At 62.4% G+C, this 19,660-nt stretch carries 21 protein-coding genes; 7 read left to right on the plus strand and 14 right to left on the minus strand.

The genetic code is table 11. From position 1 onward, the window contains the following. Window positions 1-49 precede the first annotated feature (49 nt). The 3 genes from VL202_RS06680 to VL202_RS06690 all read left to right on the plus strand — a co-directional run bounded on the left by VL202_RS06680 (window position 50) and on the right by VL202_RS06690 (window position 3,586). Window positions 50-2,296: a transglycosylase domain-containing protein gene (locus VL202_RS06680; RefSeq protein WP_325463350.1), complete on the plus strand. Its 2,247-nt coding sequence runs from the start codon at window positions 50-52 to the stop codon at window positions 2,294-2,296. A gap of 164 nt (window positions 2,297-2,460) precedes the next feature. Then, entirely contained in the window at window positions 2,461-3,048 is a 588-nt protein-coding gene (locus tag VL202_RS06685) for a DUF1214 domain-containing protein (RefSeq protein WP_325463351.1), read from the plus strand. Next, window positions 3,041-3,586 (plus strand): DUF1254 domain-containing protein, encoded by a 546-nt coding sequence (locus VL202_RS06690; protein ID WP_325463352.1) that lies wholly within the window; start codon window positions 3,041-3,043, stop codon window positions 3,584-3,586. Before VL202_RS06685 ends, VL202_RS06690 begins: the two co-directional genes overlap by 8 nt. 161 nt (window positions 3,587-3,747) lie before the next feature. On the opposite strand, the gene VL202_RS06695 is transcribed toward VL202_RS06690, so the two are convergent. Continuing rightward, window positions 3,748-3,930, minus strand: coding sequence for a hypothetical protein (locus VL202_RS06695; protein WP_325463353.1), 183 nt, complete (start codon window positions 3,928-3,930; stop codon window positions 3,748-3,750). Between the two features lie 484 nt (window positions 3,931-4,414). After that, window positions 4,415-4,693 (minus strand): hypothetical protein, encoded by a 279-nt coding sequence (locus VL202_RS06700; RefSeq protein WP_325463354.1) that lies wholly within the window; start codon window positions 4,691-4,693, stop codon window positions 4,415-4,417. 232 nt (window positions 4,694-4,925) lie between these two features. Here VL202_RS06700 and VL202_RS06705 point away from each other — a divergent pair, with 232 nt between their 5' ends. Together VL202_RS06705 and VL202_RS06710 are read left to right on the plus strand one after the other, a co-directional pair. Beyond that, a complete protein-coding gene (locus VL202_RS06705) occupies window positions 4,926-5,798 on the plus strand; it encodes an SH3 domain-containing protein (RefSeq protein WP_325463355.1) in 873 nt (290 codons plus the stop codon). A gap of 684 nt (window positions 5,799-6,482) precedes the next feature. Further along, entirely contained in the window at window positions 6,483-7,517 is a 1,035-nt protein-coding gene (locus tag VL202_RS06710) for a DUF2336 domain-containing protein (protein ID WP_325463356.1), read from the plus strand. A 4-nt stretch (window positions 7,518-7,521) separates the two neighbouring features. Here VL202_RS06710 and VL202_RS06715 read toward each other — a convergent pair whose 3' ends face one another. The 5 genes from VL202_RS06715 to VL202_RS06735 all read right to left on the minus strand — a co-directional run bounded on the left by VL202_RS06715 (window position 7,522) and on the right by VL202_RS06735 (window position 12,641). Then, complete coding sequence (locus VL202_RS06715) at window positions 7,522-7,869, minus strand: DUF1491 family protein (protein ID WP_325463357.1); 348 nt, start codon at window positions 7,867-7,869, stop codon at window positions 7,522-7,524. An 89-nt stretch (window positions 7,870-7,958) separates the two neighbouring features. Beyond that, window positions 7,959-8,135: a hypothetical protein gene (locus VL202_RS06720; protein WP_325463358.1), complete on the minus strand. Its 177-nt coding sequence runs from the start codon at window positions 8,133-8,135 to the stop codon at window positions 7,959-7,961. 414 nt (window positions 8,136-8,549) lie between these two features. Then, complete coding sequence (locus VL202_RS06725; protein WP_325463380.1) at window positions 8,550-9,980, minus strand: methyl-accepting chemotaxis protein; 1,431 nt, start codon at window positions 9,978-9,980, stop codon at window positions 8,550-8,552. Between the two features lie 113 nt (window positions 9,981-10,093). Continuing rightward, a complete protein-coding gene (locus VL202_RS06730; RefSeq protein WP_325463359.1) occupies window positions 10,094-11,095 on the minus strand; it encodes a peptidoglycan-binding domain-containing protein in 1,002 nt (333 codons plus the stop codon). Then, on the minus strand, window positions 11,067-12,641 hold the full coding sequence (locus tag VL202_RS06735) for a HAMP domain-containing sensor histidine kinase (RefSeq protein ID WP_325463381.1): 1,575 nt from the start codon (window positions 12,639-12,641) through the stop codon (window positions 11,067-11,069). The genes VL202_RS06730 and VL202_RS06735 overlap by 29 nt, the downstream gene beginning before the upstream one ends. Window positions 12,642-13,226: 585 nt before the next feature. On the opposite strand from VL202_RS06735, the gene VL202_RS06740 reads away from it, so the two are divergent. Both VL202_RS06740 and VL202_RS06745 read left to right on the plus strand, forming a co-directional pair. Next, window positions 13,227-13,697 carry a DUF5330 domain-containing protein gene (locus VL202_RS06740; RefSeq protein WP_325463382.1) on the plus strand — a complete coding sequence of 157 codons (471 nt, stop codon included), beginning with the start codon at window positions 13,227-13,229 and terminating at the stop codon, window positions 13,695-13,697. 184 nt (window positions 13,698-13,881) lie between these two features. Beyond that, window positions 13,882-14,304: a SufE family protein gene (locus VL202_RS06745; protein WP_325463383.1), complete on the plus strand. Its 423-nt coding sequence runs from the start codon at window positions 13,882-13,884 to the stop codon at window positions 14,302-14,304. A 175-nt stretch (window positions 14,305-14,479) separates the two neighbouring features. Here the strand turns inward: VL202_RS06745 and VL202_RS06750 are convergent, their stop codons facing one another. The 7 genes from VL202_RS06750 to VL202_RS06780 form a co-directional block, all read right to left on the minus strand. Then, the gene (locus VL202_RS06750; RefSeq protein WP_325463360.1) at window positions 14,480-15,280 is read right to left on the minus strand and encodes a DUF6456 domain-containing protein; all 801 of its coding nucleotides are present in this window, start codon (window positions 15,278-15,280) and stop codon (window positions 14,480-14,482) included. Next, on the minus strand, window positions 15,273-15,743 hold the full coding sequence (locus tag VL202_RS06755; RefSeq protein ID WP_325463361.1) for a helix-turn-helix domain-containing protein: 471 nt from the start codon (window positions 15,741-15,743) through the stop codon (window positions 15,273-15,275). Before VL202_RS06755 ends, VL202_RS06750 begins: the two co-directional genes overlap by 8 nt. 242 nt (window positions 15,744-15,985) lie before the next feature. Beyond that, window positions 15,986-16,417: a MucR family transcriptional regulator gene (locus tag VL202_RS06760; protein ID WP_325463362.1), complete on the minus strand. Its 432-nt coding sequence runs from the start codon at window positions 16,415-16,417 to the stop codon at window positions 15,986-15,988. 483 nt (window positions 16,418-16,900) lie between these two features. After that, complete coding sequence (gene mnhG, locus VL202_RS06765; protein WP_325463363.1) at window positions 16,901-17,269, minus strand: monovalent cation/H(+) antiporter subunit G; 369 nt, start codon at window positions 17,267-17,269, stop codon at window positions 16,901-16,903. Continuing rightward, window positions 17,266-17,625, minus strand: a complete 360-nt coding sequence (locus VL202_RS06770) for a cation:proton antiporter (RefSeq protein WP_325463364.1) — start codon at window positions 17,623-17,625, stop codon at window positions 17,266-17,268. The genes mnhG and VL202_RS06770 overlap by 4 nt, the downstream gene beginning before the upstream one ends. Then, window positions 17,622-18,098 carry a Na+/H+ antiporter subunit E gene (locus tag VL202_RS06775; protein WP_325463365.1) on the minus strand — a complete coding sequence of 159 codons (477 nt, stop codon included), beginning with the start codon at window positions 18,096-18,098 and terminating at the stop codon, window positions 17,622-17,624. Before VL202_RS06775 ends, VL202_RS06770 begins: the two co-directional genes overlap by 4 nt. Beyond that, window positions 18,095-19,654 carry a Na+/H+ antiporter subunit D gene (locus VL202_RS06780; RefSeq protein WP_325463366.1) on the minus strand — a complete coding sequence of 520 codons (1,560 nt, stop codon included), beginning with the start codon at window positions 19,652-19,654 and terminating at the stop codon, window positions 18,095-18,097. The genes VL202_RS06775 and VL202_RS06780 overlap by 4 nt, the downstream gene beginning before the upstream one ends. Window positions 19,655-19,660 lie beyond the last annotated feature (6 nt).

Genomic DNA, 19,660 nt, shown 5'->3' on the forward strand with positions numbered 1-19,660 from the left:
GCTCATGCAAATATCGGCCGGGACGTAAAGCGAGCAGGACGCGACCGCATTGCAGGATCCAAGCCAAGACGATAGCCCGCACCCTCGAAACGGCATCCCGCCGGACAACCGTCCGCGCAAGCGCCATATCCTGCTGCGCATCGACAGTTGGATCGATTCGACCGTGTGGAATGCCGGCTTTCGCCTCGGCGTCTGGTGGGAGGATATCACCATCTTCTTCCGCCGCTTCACCGTGCGCGGCTGGAAGAAGGTGCTGTTCGAGGTGCTCGGCGAAGGCATGACCTGGGGCACGGCCGGCTCCGTGCTGATGCTGGCGCTTGCCCTTCCCGCCTTCGAGGAAACCAAGGGCAACTGGCGCGCCCAGAGCGATTTCGCCGTCACCTTCCTCGATCGCTACGGCAACGAGATCGGCCATCGCGGCATCATCCATGAGGATTCCGTGCCGATCGACGAATTGCCGGACACGCTGATCAAGGCGGTGCTGGCGACCGAGGACCGCCGCTTCTTCGATCACTACGGCATCGACTTCCTCGGCCTCACGCGCGCCATCTCGGAAAATGCGCGCGCCGGCGGCGTCGTCCAGGGCGGCTCGACGCTCACCCAGCAATTGGCGAAAAACCTGTTCCTGTCGAACGAGCGCACCATCGAGCGCAAGATCAAGGAGGCCTTCCTCGCCGTCTGGCTGGAGAGCAATCTGTCGAAGAAGGAAATCCTGCGCCTCTATCTCGACCGCGCCTATATGGGCGGCGGCACGTTTGGGGCTGCGGCCGCATCGCAGTTCTATTTCGGCAAGAGCATCACAGACATCAATCTGGCTGAAAGCGCCATGCTCGCCGGCCTGTTCAAGGCGCCGGCCCGCTATGCGCCGCATGTCAACCTGCCCGCCGCCCGCGCCCGTGCCAACGAGGTGCTGACCAATCTCGTCCAGGGCGGCTTGATGACCGAGGGACAGGTCATTGCCGCCCGTCTCAACCCCGCCAGCGTGATCGACCGCGCCGAAGTCCGCGCCCCGGATTTCTTCCTCGACTGGGCCTTCGACGAAACCCGCCGCATCGCCACGCCCTTTGCACAGCATTCACTGGTCGTGCGCACCACAATCGACATGGGCCTGCAGCAGGCTGCCGAGGAATCGGTGGAATCGACCCTTCGGCAGTATGGCGAGAGCTACAAGGTCAAGCAGGGCGCCATGGTGATGATCGAGAATGGCGGCCCTGTGCGCGCCATGGTCGGTGGCCGGGATTATGGCGAAAGCCAGTTCAACCGCGCCACCAAGGCGCTGCGCCAGCCGGGCTCGTCCTTCAAGGTCTATACCTATACGGCTGCCATGGAGACGGGCCTGAAGCCGGAATCGACCATCAGCGATGCGCCGATCACCTGGCGCGGCTGGTCGCCGCAGAATTATTCCAAGGGCAGCTATTCCGGCCGCGTCACGCTTTTGACCGCCATTGCCAAGTCGATCAACACCGTGCCGGTGCGCCTTGCCAAGGATACGCTCGGCACCGAAGTGATCGCCGAAACCGCCAAGAAGATGGGCGTCGAGACCCCCCTCCGTACCGACAAGACCATGCCGCTCGGCACCTCCGAGGTCACGGTGCTCGACCAGGCGACGGCCTATGCGGTCTTTCCGGCCGGCGGCATGCAGTCGCGCCGCCACGGCATCAGCCAGATCCTCAATTATGACGGCGATATTCTTTACGATTTCAATCGCGACCAACCGCCCGCCAGGCGCGTGGTCAGCGAACAGGCCAATGCCTCGATGAACTACATGCTGACCCAGATCCCGATCATCGGCACGGCCCGCAAGGCGGCCCTCGACAACGGCATCGTCGCCGGCGGCAAGACCGGCACGACGCAGGCCTATCGTGATGCCTGGTTCGTCGGCTTCACCGGCGATTACACGACCGCCGTCTGGTTCGGCAATGACGACTATACCTCGACCAACAACATGACCGGCGGCTCCCTGCCGGCCATGACCTTCAAGCGCCTCATGGACTATGCCGAACAGGGCATCGAGCACCGCGCCATCCCCGGCATCGAAAACCCGCTGCCGGGACCAGGCAAGAAGAAGGATGGCAAAATCGCCGCCGCCAAGCCCGGCGACGAAAACGCCTTGCCGCCGCTGGTGCGTCCCCGCTCGCTGTCGGGCGACGTCACCCGCCTGCTCAAATCGCTCGGCGACAAATTCAACACCGCTCCAGCCCTCAAGCCTCCCGCCGAACTCCCCGGAAAAGTCGCCGAAATCGATCCGCGCTCGACCGGCACGCTGATCAAGGGTGGGCGTAATGCAGGACGGTGATCTGATGGCGCGCCGCTCGCCCAGCCGTCGATTGAAGGGGATGGCCGCTCCCTTGCCCATTCGCCCCCCACTGTCCCGGAGGGGCAGAGGGGCGTACTTCACCGCATTCGCCCACCCGTCACCCCTCGCCTCTCCCATCCCCGCAAATCCCCGGTAAACCGATCTTGTTCCGCATTCCCCTCCTCGTCGCTCTTGTTTTGTCCATCGCGTTTGGCGTCGGCATCGTCTCGACCGTCTCGGCGCTCAAGGCCACCGTGGGTTTTGGCGCGATCTCGCTTGGACCATGGGTCGCCTTTCCCGATGCGCAGACGGAGAATACCGACCCTTACGCGAAGGCCCACCGGGCACGGGCGGGAAAGCTGCTTTATGGCGGCGCGGAAGGCCTGCAGTTCACGGCGGCGGTCGACAGCTCGGGCGAACGGCTCTCGTCGAACTGCACCTATGATATCACCGGAATCACGCCGCCTGCCCGGTTCTGGACGCTTTATGCCACCACCGCCAATGACCAGCCGATGAAGGCGCCGGCGGAACTGCCGACCGCCTTCAATGCCTGGACGGTGCAGCGGCAGCCGGACAGCTCGTTCCTGATCCACGTCTCGCCGGTCGCCCAGCCCGACAACTGGCTGGCGGTCCGCCGCACCGGCGCCTTCAAGCTGGTGCTGACGCTGCTCGACACCCCGACCGCCGGTTCGTCCGGCGTCATCGATCTCGCGATGCCGAAGATCGTCAGGACGGGGTGCCCGGATGCGTAGCCTATTGTTCGGTATCATCATCGGCCTCGTCGGCGCGGCCCTCCTGCATATCGTCATCATCCTGACCTTGCCGCGGTTCACCGGCAAGGACGCCTATAGCCGCGTGCTGGGGCTCTATGAAATGGACAGCTTCTTTTCGCTCACCAACGAGCCCGGGCCGACCGGACTTGCCAATGACGATCCGTTTCTGCGTGTCGCCGTCTGCGGCTTTGCCGTCACGGGCGGTCCCGCCCGCTTCGTCGCAAAGGGTTCGGTACCGTTCTGGTCGTTGTCGATCTATGATGGCGATTCCAACGAGGTGTTCAGCATGAACGACAAGACCTCGGTCAACGGCAATCTCGACCTGGTCATGGCAACGCCGATCCAGCTTGTCGATATCAGAAAGACACCGCCCGAAAGCCTCGCCCAGTCGATATTGGTGGAGATGCCGGAAGAGGAAGGGTATGCCGTGCTGCGCGCACTGGCGCCAACCGACAGTTTCGAGGAGCCGGTGCGCAATTTCCTGTCGGAAGCGAGCTGCGAGCCCTTCCGTCGGTAACCGTCATCACTGTTCAAAAGTCAGTCTGGCCGAACCGAAGCGGCCTCTGGGCAACAGGGAAACAATCGTCCTGCGCCGCAATGTTTCGCACCTGCCCGATCAGTGCAGATGACGTCGTCGGATGCGCCGCAGCGGGAAGCGGCACGAACCGGATCGTGATGTCAGTGTTTTTTTGCTCTGGTCGGCACAGGCTTTGCCGGGGTTCCGCCCGGATGGCCATCAAGCCGCTCGTAGCGGATGCCGGTAAACAGCAGGATCACGGCATTGCTTGGCACAACCGGTCCCATCGAGGGTTTTGGCGGGGAACGCACGAGGCGGTCCTCTATTCTGATAACTTCTGCCATGCTCGTCTCCAAAACGGTATTGAGACGGATGAACTACCGTACTGATTTCACCCTGCCCGCTCTGCGGGCTGACGCCTCCGGAAGACCAGGTTCCGAACATTGCGTCTTTCTCGTTTGCTCCTTCTTCCGGGACATCCGGACAATCAATGCATGCTTACATGCGGGACTGCAGGGGCGTCGAGTGATCGAACATCTGCCATCCGATTGAGCCATACGATAGTTAATAGCTCTTTAACGGTCAAAACCCCAATCTTAGCGATACAACCCGCTGCAACGGCTGATTTGCCCGGCACACTACAGCGCCGCGCGTCAAACAGGACGCGCAAAGGTCGCTGTAGCACTTTAAACATGCTGCATAATTCTATCCTCAAATCGATTCCGATTGAAGGAATTATGCACCAGCACCGGGCCCCGCTTGCAAGAACAACATTATTGGACAAGTCCTGCCCGCGCCGTTCCCGATGGAACAGGACTTACGGTCGCATCAACGCCGGAACAACAACCCGAACACGAAAGACACGCCGGCGACCGCCAGCAATGCGGAGACTGGTTCCTCACGGACCCGTTCGCGCAACCGTTCCGCCAGGACCTCGGCCTCCGATGTGACGACAGCCTTTGCGCCGGTGCCGATGGCGGAGACGGATTCGGTCAACCGCGCGATCTCGGCGCGCAGGTCGGCGATCTGATTGTCAAGATCGGTCTTGGCCGCGCTTGCCTGGAGTTCAGCGTCGTTCGGTACGGCTGCGAATTTCTTTTCGACCATTGTCAGGCTCCTTTTGCAATGATCCCCTCAACGCGACCGCCGGTCATTGGTTCCCCTAAAGCCCGCATAAAACCGGATGCGGAACGAACCGGCGTGGTTTGCGTTTCGTGGTTAGAACAAAAAAATCATCAGACCGTGTCACCTCAAAAAAGACACAAAAACAACCGTGTAGTGCCTCACGAACAGCATGGAGCTGTGGCCGGGGGGCCATGTAAACAGGGATGGAACCTCAATGACCCGTCGAAAATATTCAATCAAGGCTCTGGCGGCCGGGGCGGTTTTGGCGCTCGCCTCGCTGGTGCCCGCGACGGCATGGGCCGTGGAAGGTTTTGCCACCGCCAATGTCAACATGCGCTCCGGACCCAGCACCCGCTATCCGGCGGTCACCGTCATTCCCGTCGGCACGTCCGTCGAGATCCACGGCTGCCTTTCGGATGTCCCATGGTGCGACGTGTCCTTCTACAACGGTCGCGGCTGGGTCGCCGGCCGTTATGTGCAGGCCGAATATCGTCAAAACCGTGTCTATGTGGAGCCGAATTACTACGACACTCTCGGCATCCCGACGGTCACCTTCGAACTTGGTACCTACTGGGACCGCAACTACCGCAACCGCAATTTCTACCGCGAGCGTGACTACTGGCGCCGTGGCCATGACGGCGACCGGGTGCGCGACCGCGACCGCCGGCCCCGCGACAACAATTACGAACGGCCGCGTCGTGACAACAACTATGAGCGTCCCCGCCGCAACAACGACGATGATATTTCCATCGGTCGCCCCCGCCGTGGCGACAACGACAACACTGTCGAACGTCCTCGTCGCGACCGGGATCGCGATCGCATCGATAACCGCCGGGGCGAAAGCGACCGCGAGATCCGGAACCGCGAGAACCGTCGTGAACAAGAGCGAAATCGCGCCGAACGTCGTGATCGCGACAACGACAGAGATCAGTTCCGCAACGATAATCGCCGAAACAACGAACGCCGCACCATCGATCGTCGCAGGGATTCCGGGAACAGGGACAAGGTCGACAACAACCGTGGTCGGGACGGTGGAAACAACGAACGTGGCCGCCGTTGCCGCCCGGGGAGTGAAAACTGCCCGTGAGGCCGCCCCTTCAGGCTCCAATCCAGAGGCAGGCGGCTTGAAAAAGCCGCCTGTTCCCGTTTTCGCGATCTTGGTCCCGACAAAGTGACGCGACTGGAACAAAATCGCCCCGCATGAACTGTCCTTCTTCTTGGGAGGGCATCCTGCTTCATGGTCCGCAGCCGCATTGGGCAGGAGAGGATCGCCGCCAGCAATGCCGGAAGATGCTGGCGCCAGCCATCTGTCTTCTTGCCGAACGCGCCCATCTTTCCGGGTGGACGATCGAGGAAGTGCTGATCGCCATCGGCGACATCGCCCCTCGCCGGCCACTTTCATCGAAAACGACGATGCACTTGCCGATAAAGCGGTGGAAAAGCTTTATCCGGTGCGCGCTCCCTCGATGTCGTATCGCCGGTAAAGGGAATGTTAACCACGTCAGCGTAGGCTGAAACCACATTCAGCCATGATCGGCCAGGTCGACATTCAATCTGTCGGCGCCAATGTTTTCAGCGCTTTAGCGTGTTTGATACTGGTGTCGCCCTCATCGTTTGAAGATAACCTTCCGATCCTTGCCTGAAATTTCGATCCCTGTTCAGACACCGGCTCGGTCCGCTGTCCCAGATCGGGAATATGATGTTTTGCGTATGAGTGGGTGTATCAGTGGCGGACCGGTTTCGTGAGTTGGAAAGGCCGCAGACGGGGCGGATGAAGGACGTGGTCCTGATGGCGACCGTAACCGGGTTCGAAGGGCTGCGGCATCCGCGCCGCAACGATCTCAAGCAATTCGCCGAACTGTTCGATCCGCTGTTTTCCGCCTCCAGCGACGAGGCCCGCCGCCAGACCGCCGCAGCACTGTCGCAGTGTCCGCATGTGCCGCAATCCGTAGCGCTGCAGATCGGCAACGCACCGATTTCCATCGCCGCCATCTTCCTCACCCGCTCCACCTCGATGAACGACGCGACGCTGATGGAGATCATCCGGACCCAGGGCCCGGCCCATGCGACCGCGATCGCGCGACGTGAAAACCTCTCGGTTCATGTGGTCGATGCATTGGTCGAACGGCGCCAGACGGCGACCGCACCGGCAAATCAACAGGAAGAAGAAGCGTCGAGGCCGGCTCAACCGGACATGCGCCTGCGCGAACCTGCCTCCCCCGGTTCGACCGAAATGCGCTTGCTGCGCGAAGAGCAGTTGCGCACCGAGATCAAGAGCCTCGCCCGCACCGCCGTCCCGGCCCCTGCGCCCGCGGCCCAGCCCGGCCCGGCGATTGAACCGATCAATGCGCTGCACGAGGCCCTGCTCGTCCGCTTTGCGCGTTCCAGCGAGGCCAATCTTTTCGCCGCCAGCCTCGCGGCCGCGCTTTCGGCCGGCCCGGAGCTCGGCGAACGCATCCTGCTCGATATTTCCGGACAGCAGCTTGCCATCGCGCTGACCGCATTGGAAATGCCGCCGGAGGACAGTCTTTTCGTCCTGTCAGCCTTCTATCCGGATCTCACTGAGCGCCATGCCGGCACCACGCGCGGCGATATACTGCTGGATTCACTCGACCTTCCGGCAAGCCGCGCCCGCGTGCAATCCTGGCTACAGGCCGAGCAGGAAGAAAAATCCGCCGCAACCTACCAGCCGCATCTCGCACCCGATCGCACCCCTGATCCGCGCCAGCCAGCGGCCCGTCCGGACGCATCGGCACGCCGTCCTGTGGACACCCGCAAGACCCGCGCCTTCGGCCGCGACCGCTGATTGATCAAACGTCTTTCTCGCCAACAATATCGAACAGGTCGCCGCGCTCCTCCACCTCGATCTCGACCACCCAGCAATCGGCATCGAAGCGGATTTCCCGCGTGATTGTCTCGTCGACGACGTCAGGCTCGACACCTTCCAGGCGGATTTCGAACAGCCGGTTCGGCGAGGGTTCCTCAAAGAAGCTTTGCGGCGCCGGAGCATAGAGCGTTTCGGTGCCGAGGCGGGACCGTTGGCGAATGAAGATCGCGCCGGCGTCCTCCGCTCCCTTGTGGAGAACGGCCGCATAACCGCCGAGCGCAAAGACGCGGCGAACGAGGGCGGAAACGACGATATCGGATTTCAGGCGCATGCGGCGGTGATACACCGGTGCGGATCAGCGTGCAAATCGCCGTCCCCGATCGAATGGCCCATTTCAATGGCGACCATCCTGGACCATGTTCATGCCGGTTTTTCAGCCTTCGCGCGCAGCCGCGCTTCCTTCAGCGCTTCGGTCTTCTTCCTGTCGGCGGCAACCCGCATTCCCTCGCTGGCGGTCGCCGTCGCCTTGGCCTGGTCAAAGTCGCCACGAGGCGATGCACCACGAGGCCTGCGATTGGGTATCTGGAACTGTGTCATGCGTTTTCTCCAACATCCGCATTCCGAATCCGCAGCCCCTGTCGCACCACATCCAGGAGTTGCCCTCTTGAAATGGCTCGGGCAGCCAGAAACGCGGCGGGGATGTCGCCGGGATGGCACCCGAACAAAGGACGATAGGACTATTGCGGTCCTGCAAGATCAGGGCGATATCCACGCCATCTCCATCCCTCAACTGAAAGTCTAGGAAGAAAGCGCGCCATTGCGTCGAAACATGAAGCCCGGACCTCAACAGCGAAACCCGCACCTTGCAGGATTTGTTCCATGTCGAGGGCGATAAAAGGCTCGTCCTCCAGCACGGGGATGATCGGAACAGGGGGCGGCGCCAAAGCCATTGTCGCGCGCGGGGTTGGATGCCGAACACCTGACGCCCGGCAAACCGAATTTACCCCCCAGCTACACCCGGATCGCCAGCCTGAGCCCGCCCCAATGGCGGCCGTTGACGAAGATCGGCGCGGAAATATCCTTCATCAGCACGAAATTGCCTGCCCCCATGTCGCGGCGGTAGGTCTGGACGAGGAACGGCTGCGTGTTGCGGCCGGCTGCGAGGCCGACGCGATCGTTGAAGATGCGGCGGTTGCGGCAATTGGCCGTGTTCCAGTCGGTGTCGCCGGGGCGCTGCGGATGGGAGAACTTGCGGTTATGGGTCGGAAGGTAGCCGTTTTCATCGACAGCGGCGCAAAAGGCGATGCGATCGTCGCTGCCCGCGACCGGTTCGAGGATGCCGGGCAGGACACGGTCGGTGAATTCGGTGAAGCGGGTCATCATCTGCACCGGCGTGCTGCCGGGGACCTGCCGGTACGCGCGGTCGAACAGCGCATCCAGGCCGATGCCGCCGCTCGCCACCTGGGCGCCGAATAATGCGGAGATCGTCGCCGCCACGTCGCAGGCGCTCCGGATGAAGGGACTGTCGGGCGTTTCGAGGCCGGCGCTCGCCGTCACCTGGATGATCTTTTCCGAGACGGCAACGACGGCATCGACGCGCGACGATGCCTTTTGCAGGGCGCCGCTGGATGTGTGGATCTCCGCCGCGATGCCGGTCAACTGTTCGGCGAAGGCCGCATATTGGCGGTCCACAGCATCGGTCGTGCGGGCGACGGACGAAGCGCTGTCAAGGATGGCCGACATCACCTGTTCCATGCTCGCGAACGATCCGTGGATATCCCCGGCCTTGTCCTTGACGCTCCCGGCCGAGGACGCGGCCTGCGTGCCGGCCACCGTCAGCCGTTCGATGCGGCTGCGAAGCTCGCCCAGCGTCTTCTGGATCGACACCGTGGTCTGCGAGGTCTGTAGCGACAACGCGCGCACCTCCGCCGCGACGACGGCAAAACCCTTGCCAGCCTCCCCGGCCCGGGCCGCCTCGATCGCCGCATTCAAGGCCAGCAGGTTGGTCTGGCGGGCGATCGTGCCGATCTCGCCGGCAAAACGATCGACATCGGCAAGCGCACCCGAAAAGGATGAGATTTCATCGCCGATCTCGCGCGTGGTGGCGACCATGTGGTCGATCTCCGACAGCGAGCCCTGCAGCCGCCTGCCCTGCTCGCCCAGCACCGTGCGGGCCGTGGTAGCCGAGGCATCGGTCGCGTGCAGCGAACGGGCGACCTCGCCATTGGCGGCCGCGATCGAACGGGCGGTATCGGTGACGGAGGAAAACACGCTTGCATGGCGGGCGGACAGCGCCGCAGCATCCTGGATGGCGCCGGCGATATCGACGAGATCGATACCCAGTCCCGCCGCCTCGCGCGCCAGATCGGCCACCACCTGTCTCAGAACCGTGGCTCCGGTGTCGCGATCGTCTTCGCCGGGTCCCAACCCCGTTTCGGGCATGCGCAAAGCCGTAGCCATCGTCCCAACCGCCTCCTCATCCGCAAGAGGGTGGCAGGACATGGTTAACGAAGTGGAAATGGTGATTTTCGACTTTAGTCGCAGGAACGGCGGTCCTAGAGAGCGCCGATCTCCTTCATTTTCTTCAGTACCTTGTCGCTCGGCTGGCCGGTTTCGGGCAGACGATAGTGTTTTTCGAAGTGGCGGATCGCCGAGCGCGTCTGCGCACCGGCAACACCATCGATCGACACATCGGTATAGGCAAGGTTGGTCAGGCCCTTCTGGATGTTCATCACCAGTTCACTGGAGGCCGGAATGTCCACCTTGGGAATATATTGCGGATCGATCTCGGCATTGCGGATTGCGGCCGCGACCGGATCGAGGTCACCCTTGCTCGCCTTGACGTTTTCGTAAGGTCGGGTAACCGGAAGCGCTGCCGCCGGCTGCTTGCCCTTCTGCTCGCGCAGTGCTGCCAGCAGCGTGTCGGTCGCGGCCCCCGTCTCCGGTTGGTCCGTCTGCTTTTCGAAGCGCAGGATCGCCGCTGATGTCTTCGGACCGGTCTTGCCGTCGGCAGGGCCGTCATAGAGCCCGCGCCGGGCCAGTTCCTTCTGGATGCTCGCCACCAGCGCCGAGCCGCCCGCCAGGTTTTCCACCGGCTGGCTTTTTTCGATCGTTTGATTGGCGATCACATCCTCGATGCTGTCGCTCGGCTGAGGCTTCGGCCTGGCGATGCTGGCGGTCTCGGCGCCCGCTTCGGTCTGTGCTGCCTCGGCGGCTGCCTCGTCCTCGCGCTGGATGACGAAGGTGGTCACCTTACGGGGCTCGGCACCTGTCTGTTCGTCCTCGACGCCGAGATTGGCGGCCTGGGGATGCGTGAACGGCAGGCGGGTGCGCAGCAGCGGCGAAGGATGCGCGCCCGGTTGATACCAGAGCGCATTGGCGGCGACGAAGCTGAAGACGACGGCAAACGCCATCGAGCCGCCGAAGACGCCGGGATTGCGCGCGGCAAGACCGCCGGCGGCGGTGACACCGCGCACGACAAGACCGGCCATCGCCAGGCCCGCGCTGCGCTGCGCCTTCTTTTTCTTCTCAGGCCGTTTTCGCTTGCGAGCCGTCATGCCCAGCGCTCCTGTTCATTCCGTCGGCATCCGTCCATCCCTCCGGATTGGCCTGACTGTTCGTCTTCTCCCGCGTACGCTCCTTCAAGCGCGGCGGAAACTCCACCATTGTCTGTTCCACAAGTTCCTGCTCCTCGATCGCGCGGATGCCTGATCCGTCGAGCGGGATGCTGACCGTGATCACCGTCCCCTCGCCGGCGCGGCTGCGAATGTCGAAGCGCCCGCCATGCAGCGCCACCAGTCCCTTGACCAGCGACAGGCCGAGCCCGGTGCCCTCATACTTGCGGGTATAGTCGTTCTGGATCTGCACGAAGGGCTGGCCGAGCGTGGACAGCTTGTTTTCCGCAATGCCGATGCCGGTATCGCTGACGATCAGGTTGAGTTCGCTGCCGGCGATTTCGGCATCGATGGTGACCAGGCCGCCGCGATCGGTGAACTTGACGGCATTGCCGACCAGATTGATCAGAACCTGCTGGATCGCCCGCTGGTCGGCATTGATCTCGCCGACATTGCGCATGATCCGGCTGGTCAGTTGCACACCCTTTTCGCGCGCCTGCAGGCTGAGCATCGCCTCGCAGGCATTGACCACGTCGGCGACCCGGAACGGCTCAGGAATGAGCTCGTAGCGACCGGCCTCAATCTTGCTCATGTCCAGCATGGTATTGACCACGGACAGGAGATGCGCGCCGGACTGGTTGATCAGCGAGACATATTCGCGCTGGCGATCATTTTCGAGCTTGCCGAAATATTCGCCGGACAGGATGTCGGAAAAGCCGAGAATGGCGTTGAGCGGCGTGCGCAGCTCGTGGCTGACAGCCGCGAGGAACCGGGTCTTGGCGTCATTGGCGGATTCGGCCAGCCGCGTCTTCTGCGCTGCCTCCGTGCGCAGGCGTGCTTCTTCCGAGACATCGCGCGATTGCACGAGAATGGAGTGGAGCGGCTCGCCGGCACTGCAAAGTGCCGTCATTTCGCAGCGCATGTGGACGAACTGCTCGCCTTCGGCAAGAGCATTGGGCTGCTCCAGCCTGATATCGATGGTCGCCTGGCGCTCCCCCTGCCGAAGGCTGTCGACCGCCTGCAGGAAGAGGATGCGGTCGGAAACATGGATCTGCTCGATGAATCCGCGACCATGCGGATTGCGCATCCAGGAGAGATAGGACTGCGCGTCGCGGCCATGGATTTCAGTCACCGAGCCACGGATATCGTGAACGGTGACGAGCCCAGCGAAACAATCATAGTGTGCGCCGCCATTGTCGATGATCACGGACTTCACCTCGGCGATGTCGGCCGCCAGCCGGCGGTTGCGCATATAGGCAATGGCGGCGACGCCGGTCATCAGCGCGGTGGAAGCGACCAGCGCCGCACCGACCGGCAAGGCAACCGAGACCGGCAAAGCGGCGGAAAAGGCGAGCGGTACGCACGGGAGGGCGACGAGCGCGGTTGCGGCGACGGCACGGATGACGGCGAATTCGCGGCCTGCCTCCGGCTCGCCGGCCACCGGGCGCGGCAGCCAATGGCGCGCGACGTCATCCACCCGGGATGCCATCCTGCCAGCAATGTTACGCAATACACTCAACGTCTAACCCTGTACGCTCGTTCTTTTCCGGAACCATCATGGTCCGTCCCTTATGCGGAAGTGCTCATCACCCCGACCGAAAACGGCCGTTTCGGGCGATGTCCCGACCCGTTCGAATTTCGCATCGGCGGCTTAATGAAAGGATAAATCAAATTGCGACAAAGCCGGTGAAACCGCCCGAAAATCCCATTCCGGGACAATTCGCGGCTGCTTTGTCTTTTGTGGTTAATGGGGTGTAAGCAACGGATTTCAGGTGGTTTTTTGCGGGACATTAACGTTTGTGGCAAGGGTGCCGGTTGAGGAATCCCGCATTTGCAGCCTTGCCGCCCGCCCCCTCGCCTCGAACCTTAATGGCGGCCGCTAAAATGCGTATAAAATGCCATTCAAATGCTGGTATTTCAAATTTTACGAAAAGTCGGTGCAAATGCCGCATGTTTTGGCAAAGGCCTATTCCGACTCTTCTCCTACGGTGTGATGACAAGGCGCCAAGGGGAAGCCAACCCGGCAAAGACCGGAGGCAAGGTTTGGACGCCGGACCAAAGGATGGGCAAGACGATGTGGTTTCTGATCAAGGGAACATTCTGGTTTTCGCTGGTGCTGGTATTCCTGCCGTTTCTCGACTCGGCAAGCACATCGACACTTGAAAACGGGCCGAAGGTCGATGTCGGTGACACCGTGTCGGCCGCGACCGAGGCCTTCGGCTATATCAGCGCGATCTGCGTCGAGAAGCCGGATGTCTGCGAAAAGGGCGCCGAGACCTTCGTTGCGCTTGGACACCGGGCGCGTGAAGGCGCACGGATCGCCTATCTCTTTCTCGACCAGCAATTCGCCGAACCGAACGACAAGGTCATGACCGGCACGATCGCCGCCACTCCGGACACAGCCACGGATACCGCCGCGAAGGTGGATGCGCCGCAAGCCGAACCGAAGGCCGCCGTCGTCGCCGAGGCTCAGGTCGAACCCTTCCTTGAGCGGATCCCGGTGCCGGAAAAACGCATCGAGCCGAACAAGGCCCGCGCCAAATAGATTTTACCCCCTTTCCTGAAGACTGCTTGTCACCGGAAGACTGTCTTGAACTGCCGTATTGCGGCGGCCGTGAGGAACGCCCATCCCTCGCGGCCTTTTCTTTTTTGCGGTTTTCACCGGCTCAAGGTTTTCACGAGGCCGCCGATCGCCTATATCCAGCGGCATGGACCAGATGACATCACCGATCACCCCGCTTGCCGAGATCATCGACAATTGCGCCTATCTCGATGACTGGCAGGATCGCATGAGCTATGTGATCGAGCTCGGCCGCAAGCTGCCGGACATGCCGCAGGCGCTGCGCACCTCCGAGAACAAGGTCCAGGGCTGCGCCAGCCAGGTCTGGCTGGTGACCCATGCCGGCGGCGACGACAGCGATCCCATCCTCACCTTCGAGGGCGAGTCCGACGCCCATATCGTCCGCGGCCTCGTCGCCATCGTCCTGTCGATCTTTTCCGGCCGCCCGGCCTCCGACATCGTCAAGACCGACGCCATCGACCTGTTTACCCGCATGGGCCTGATCGAATACCTGACCGCCCAGCGCGCCAACGGCCTACGCTCGATGATCAAGCGCATCAAGGACGAGGCTGCGCAGAAGCTGGTGGGGTGAAACGGGGTTTTCGGTGGGTTGGCTCTTGCGCCTGAATTCATTCCGCTGATTCCGAGGCCGAGGAGGCTTACCCCTCTACATGGTGAGCGGCCAATCTCCCCCTCGTGAGGGAGATGTCGGCGTCGCCGACGGGGGGACCGCGATTCCGGGCTATCGAAACCCGATCAATGCCCTGTCACGACATCTCCGGCCGATACCCCTCCGCACCCCAGCTATGATTGCGCCGATCACCCGATCGCTGTGGCGCGTAATGCCTGGCAAGCGCCATCAGAGCCGTGCGCAGCATCAGCTTGGCCGAGCGCGCCGGCCATTGCCGCTCGCGCTCGACACGTTCCAACCCCTTTTCGAAGCAGCAGACATCGAGAGCCACGCCGCACAGTTCCGGCCCGACCGCTTCCATCGCCCTCGCCACCCGTCCGCGCGCAGCGACCGCCGTGTCGCAGAGATCGGCGATACCGCCTGCCCCGCCCCTGGTCTTCGACGACAACAGCGGCTCGTAACTCATCGTCAGGCGTGGCTGCAACTGGCCGCGGGTGAAATCCGCATGCAGCTTCTCGCCCGCCGCAAGCGCCTCGGGCGGCATGAAGGCCTGGCCGCTTTTCTCCTTCAGCCGGGCGAGCCCGCCGAGCGGCGATTCCAGCCGGTTGATCCGGACGGACTGGCGGATGCCATCGATCGTCGTGTTGACGGTTTCGCTCAGCCGGTGCTGTTCCTGGAAAGCCTCCTCCGGCGCCAGCATGGCGCGGCGCAGGAAAGCCGGTGCCTCCACTGTCGCCCGGATGCCGGTTTCATCCCGCGCGACAAGCCCAAGCGCCACCGCCTGCTCGACGACGGCCTGCGGAAATTGCCGCGCTGGCGCACCCTCGCGGTGGATCGAAACGCCCGCCGCCGTCATTTCCACCGGCAGACGGCCACGACCGGTGATGTGACGCAGCAACCGGACGATATCCTTGTTTTTCGATATGGCCTCACTCATGCTCGCGGCCTCCCGGCGCGCCAAAGACGGAGGTGATGACGCGCTCGACCGACGAGACGAATTCGTCGAAGGCCGTATCGTCACGGCGATCCTCGACGACATTGCAGGCATGGCTGACCGTCGTGCGGTCGCGGCCGAAGGCATGGCCGATATCGGTCAGCGAGATCTGCAGCACGACATGGCAGACATACATGGAGATCTGGCGCACATGGCAACTGGTGCGGCGGCGATCCCGGCGCAGCGGCACGCGCTCGCCGACCAGCATGACCATTTCCGCCGTCAGTTGACGCACGACACGGCAGCGCAGATGCGCGGCAACGGGAAGCACCGGCCCCCAGGGTTCGGGAATCGTCAGGGCAGAAGGGACCGGCGGCACGGAAACGGACTTCGTCTCCACAGGGCGCGGGACAAGCATGCGGCGGATCTTGGGTGGCGGATGGTGGGACGGCTTGTCGATGTGCATGGCTCACTCCTCAAAATAGGAATTAATTCATACACCGTAGTGCGATCGCGGGGATGAATGAAAGATCACACCTGCAACCTGTTGTTGTTTTTTCACCATTTTCAGTCGTTTTCATCAGAAAAATAGGTATATTTTCCTCATTCGGATTTTCTGAAATCGGACGCCGCGCATGAAAAAAGCCGGCTTGACGATGCCAGGCCGGCTTTTAGACTCACGGGCAACAGGCCCGCGGTGCAGAGAGCTTACTTGCCGCGGCGCTTGCGGCGCTGGCCGAGGCCCATTTCCTTGGCGAGGCGCGAACGGGCTTCGGCATAGGCCGGGGCAACCATCGGGTAATCGCTCGGAAGGTCCCACTTCTCGCGGTAGTCTTCCGGCGACAGGGTGTGATGGGTCATCAGGTGGCGCTTCAGCGACTTGAAGGTGCCGCCGCATTCCAGACAGGTGATCTGGTCATCCTGGACGGACTTGCGGACCGAAACGGCCGGCTTCGGCTTTTCGATCACGACGGCAGCAGGAGCCGGACTGCTGGTATTGTTCAAGGCGGCGTGCACATCGCCGATCAGCGTCGAGAGTTCGGCGACCGGGACGACATGATTGCTGACATAGGCAGCGACGATCTCTGCGGTGAGTTCAACCAGTAGATCGTGGCCCGAGCCAAGCGGTAGATCCGTCATACTTTCTTTCTCCTATCGGAATTCTTCTCATATGTTCGCAATGGGTTATCGCAAACACAACCATGACATGCTGTGAAAATGCCCGGAAACCACGCCCTGCACCGCAGATCGAAAGGACTTCTCCTCCCGGCCAAGAGCATCAAACCGCGACAAACCTTCATATTACGGCGAATTCCGGGGCGGAATGCGTTGCCAAAGCGCCGAGCTGGCCGGCGCCTCAAAGCAACAATCAATATTCACAACCCATGCTGGAATTTTAGTACGAAGTAATATGGAAATGGACACTTTGCCTTTACTCGAATAACACTGATCCACCAAAAGTCCAATAATATTTTGTGCGATATTTAGCCTATTGATCTTGGAATGTGCGCGCCGCAGCAAGCTGTTCCGAAACAGTACGATACATTTGAAATCAAACGGCCCATGCGCGACAGTCCGCGCCTTTCTACTTCGAAAATGGCGATCCGGTGGCCAAAGAACAACCTATGACGCGGGGCCGGACGGGGGCTTGCCCTGCGGCATCTGGTCGGTGACGGAGAGGTTCGTCAGTTTGTAACCCGCCTGGTGCGCGGCTTTCGCCAGCAGATGGGCCGAGATCGGCGCGGTCAGGACGATGAAGACGAAGCCCGCGAGCGCCCGCATCAGAATGGTGACATCGAGCGCATGCACGCCAGCCGCCAGAAGCAGCAGGCTGGAGCCGATCGTGCCCGCCTTCGAGGCCGCGTGCATGCGCGTGTAGAGATCAGGAAAGCGCAACAGGCCCAGCGCCGCCAGAAGGCTGAAGACCGAACCGACGACCAGCAACAGGCTGACGATGGCGGCGACGGCGATATCGGTTTGCGGCGAGATCATCGGGGCCTCCCTCCCTTGCGACGGGCCGAACGCCCGCCCCGCTTCGGATTGCGCTCCACGCGTCCTTCGGCTTCGGCCGGCCGGCCGCGTGTCAGGATGAAACGGGCAAAGGCAATGGTGGCGAGGAAGCCGACGAGGGCGAGCGCGATGGCGATATCGATATAGAGATTGAAGCCGCTGCGGATGGCGATGACGGCGATGAAACCGATGACGATGGCCGTCAGCATGTCGAGCCCCAGCACCCGGTCGGGCAGGGTCGGTCCGCGCACGATCCGCACCACCGTCATGATCAGCCCGAGCGACAGGGCGGCGAGCGCGAACAGGGTGGAAAAGGACAGGATGTCGGATGCGCTCACAGCGGAAAGGCCTCCCGGATACGGCGTTCGAAGCCCGTGGAAATCGCCCGCCGCTCGGCGGCCGGATCCCGGCAGTCGAGCGCGTGCACATAAAGCGTCTTGCGATCCTCGGAGACATCGACCGACAGCGTGCCTGGCGTCAGCGTGATCAGATTGGCGAGAAGCGTGATCTCGAAATCGCGCGTCAGGGCCAGCGGATAGGCGAAGATGCCTGGCCTCAGCCGCATGTTCGGCCGTATCACCAAAATGGCGACCTTGAAGGCCGATAGCCACAATTCGCGGAAAAACAGGCCGGTCAGCAGCAGCAGCTTGAATGGCCGGATCATGGGAAGGCTCGCCGCCACTTGACCACGCACCAGAGCCAGCGACAACGCCCCGACGATGAAACCGAGCACCAGGTTATGCGGGCTGAAGCTGCCGCTGACAGAAGCCCAGACAAGGGTCAGGAACAGGTTGGTGACGATGAAGGTCATGGCGTTCCTCCGGTCGGAAAGACGCTGTCGAGATAGGCGGATGGCATATCGAGCGTCAGGGCGGCGGCACGCACGAGGCCGAGCACTGGCTCTGGAAACAGGCCGACAAGGACACCGATACCCGTCAGGACAAGCAGCGGCAGGAAGACCGTGACCGGCAGGGCGATAGGCGGCCTGGCCGGTTCGACGCCTGCGGGCCGCCAATAGGCAAACAGGAAGACGCGGCCGGTTGCGATCATCGTCAGGAAGCCGGTCAGCAGCAGGCTTGCCGCCAGCCACCAACTGCGACCATCCAGCGCCGCCTTGACCAGCATGACCTTCGGCCAGAAGCCGGAGAAAGGCGGCAGTCCGGAGACCGAAAGGAACAGGACGAACGACACCGCCGCCAGCACCACGTGGCTGCGGTAGAGACCGCCCATTGCGTCGAGCAAAAAGCCGCCACCGGCGCGGGCGGCAAGGCCGGCGGCCAGATAGAGCGCCGTCATCACCAGCATGGAATGCAGCGCGTAGAGGATCGTCCCGGCAATCGCATCCACCCCGCCCATGGCAATGCCGGCGAACATGGCGCCGATACCGGAGATCACGAGATAGCCGAGCAGCCGGCGCGTATCGGTCTGCGCGATGGCGCCGAGCCCGCCGGTGATCATGGTCAGCACCGCGACGATGGAGAGCAACGGGCTGAGCGCCAGCCGTTCCAGCGGAAACAACATGACGAGAACGCGGAGCAGCGCATAGATTCCGACCTTGGTCAAAAGGCCGGCAAACAGCGCAGAGACGACGATGCGCGGCGTGTGATAGGAGGCCGGCAGCCAGAAATTCACCGGAAAGGCGGCCGCCTTCATGGCGAAGGCGAAGAGATAGAGCGCCGTCAGCGTCGCGAGCGGCGCGGTTTCCTTCAACTCCGGCGCCTTGCGGGCGATGTCGGCCATGTTGAGCGTGCCGAAGATGCCATAGAGATAACCGGTGGCGATCAGGAAGATCGTCGTCGCGACGAGGTTGAGGAAGCCATATTTCACCGTCCCGTCGATCTGCCCGCGTTCGCTGCCGAGCACCAGCAAGCCGAAGGACGAAATCAGCAGGACCTCGAACCAGACATAGAGATTGAAGATGTCGCCGGTCAGGAAAGCACCGCTGACGCCGGCCATCAGCAGCATCAGGAAGGGATAGAAGCCGTAGCGCCGGCCGCTGGCATTGATATCGGCGAGAGCCGCCACCGCACCCGCCAGCGCCACGATCGCGGCGGCGAGCGCGAACAGCGCGCCGGTCACGTCGACCGTGAAGGCTATGCCGAACGGCGGCAGCCAGCGGCCCATGACCATCGTCACCGGACCGCTCTGGACGACATGCCAGAGAAGACAGGCATCAATGCCGGTCAGGACCAGCAGCGCGAAAATCGCGATCAGCGGCTGCAGGTTGCCCCGATGCCGGACCATCATCAGCACCGCACCGATGCCGATGCACCAGGCGACAGGCAGGATCACAAGCCAGTCGAGCAGCGCCACCGGTTCAAGGGCCAGCGCGGCGGACAGATCGATGGAAGTCGGGGAAAGGGCCATGGTCTG

It is taken from the genome of Pararhizobium sp., from assembly GCF_035497515.1.
Taxonomy (GTDB): Bacteria; Pseudomonadota; Alphaproteobacteria; order Rhizobiales; family Rhizobiaceae; genus Pararhizobium.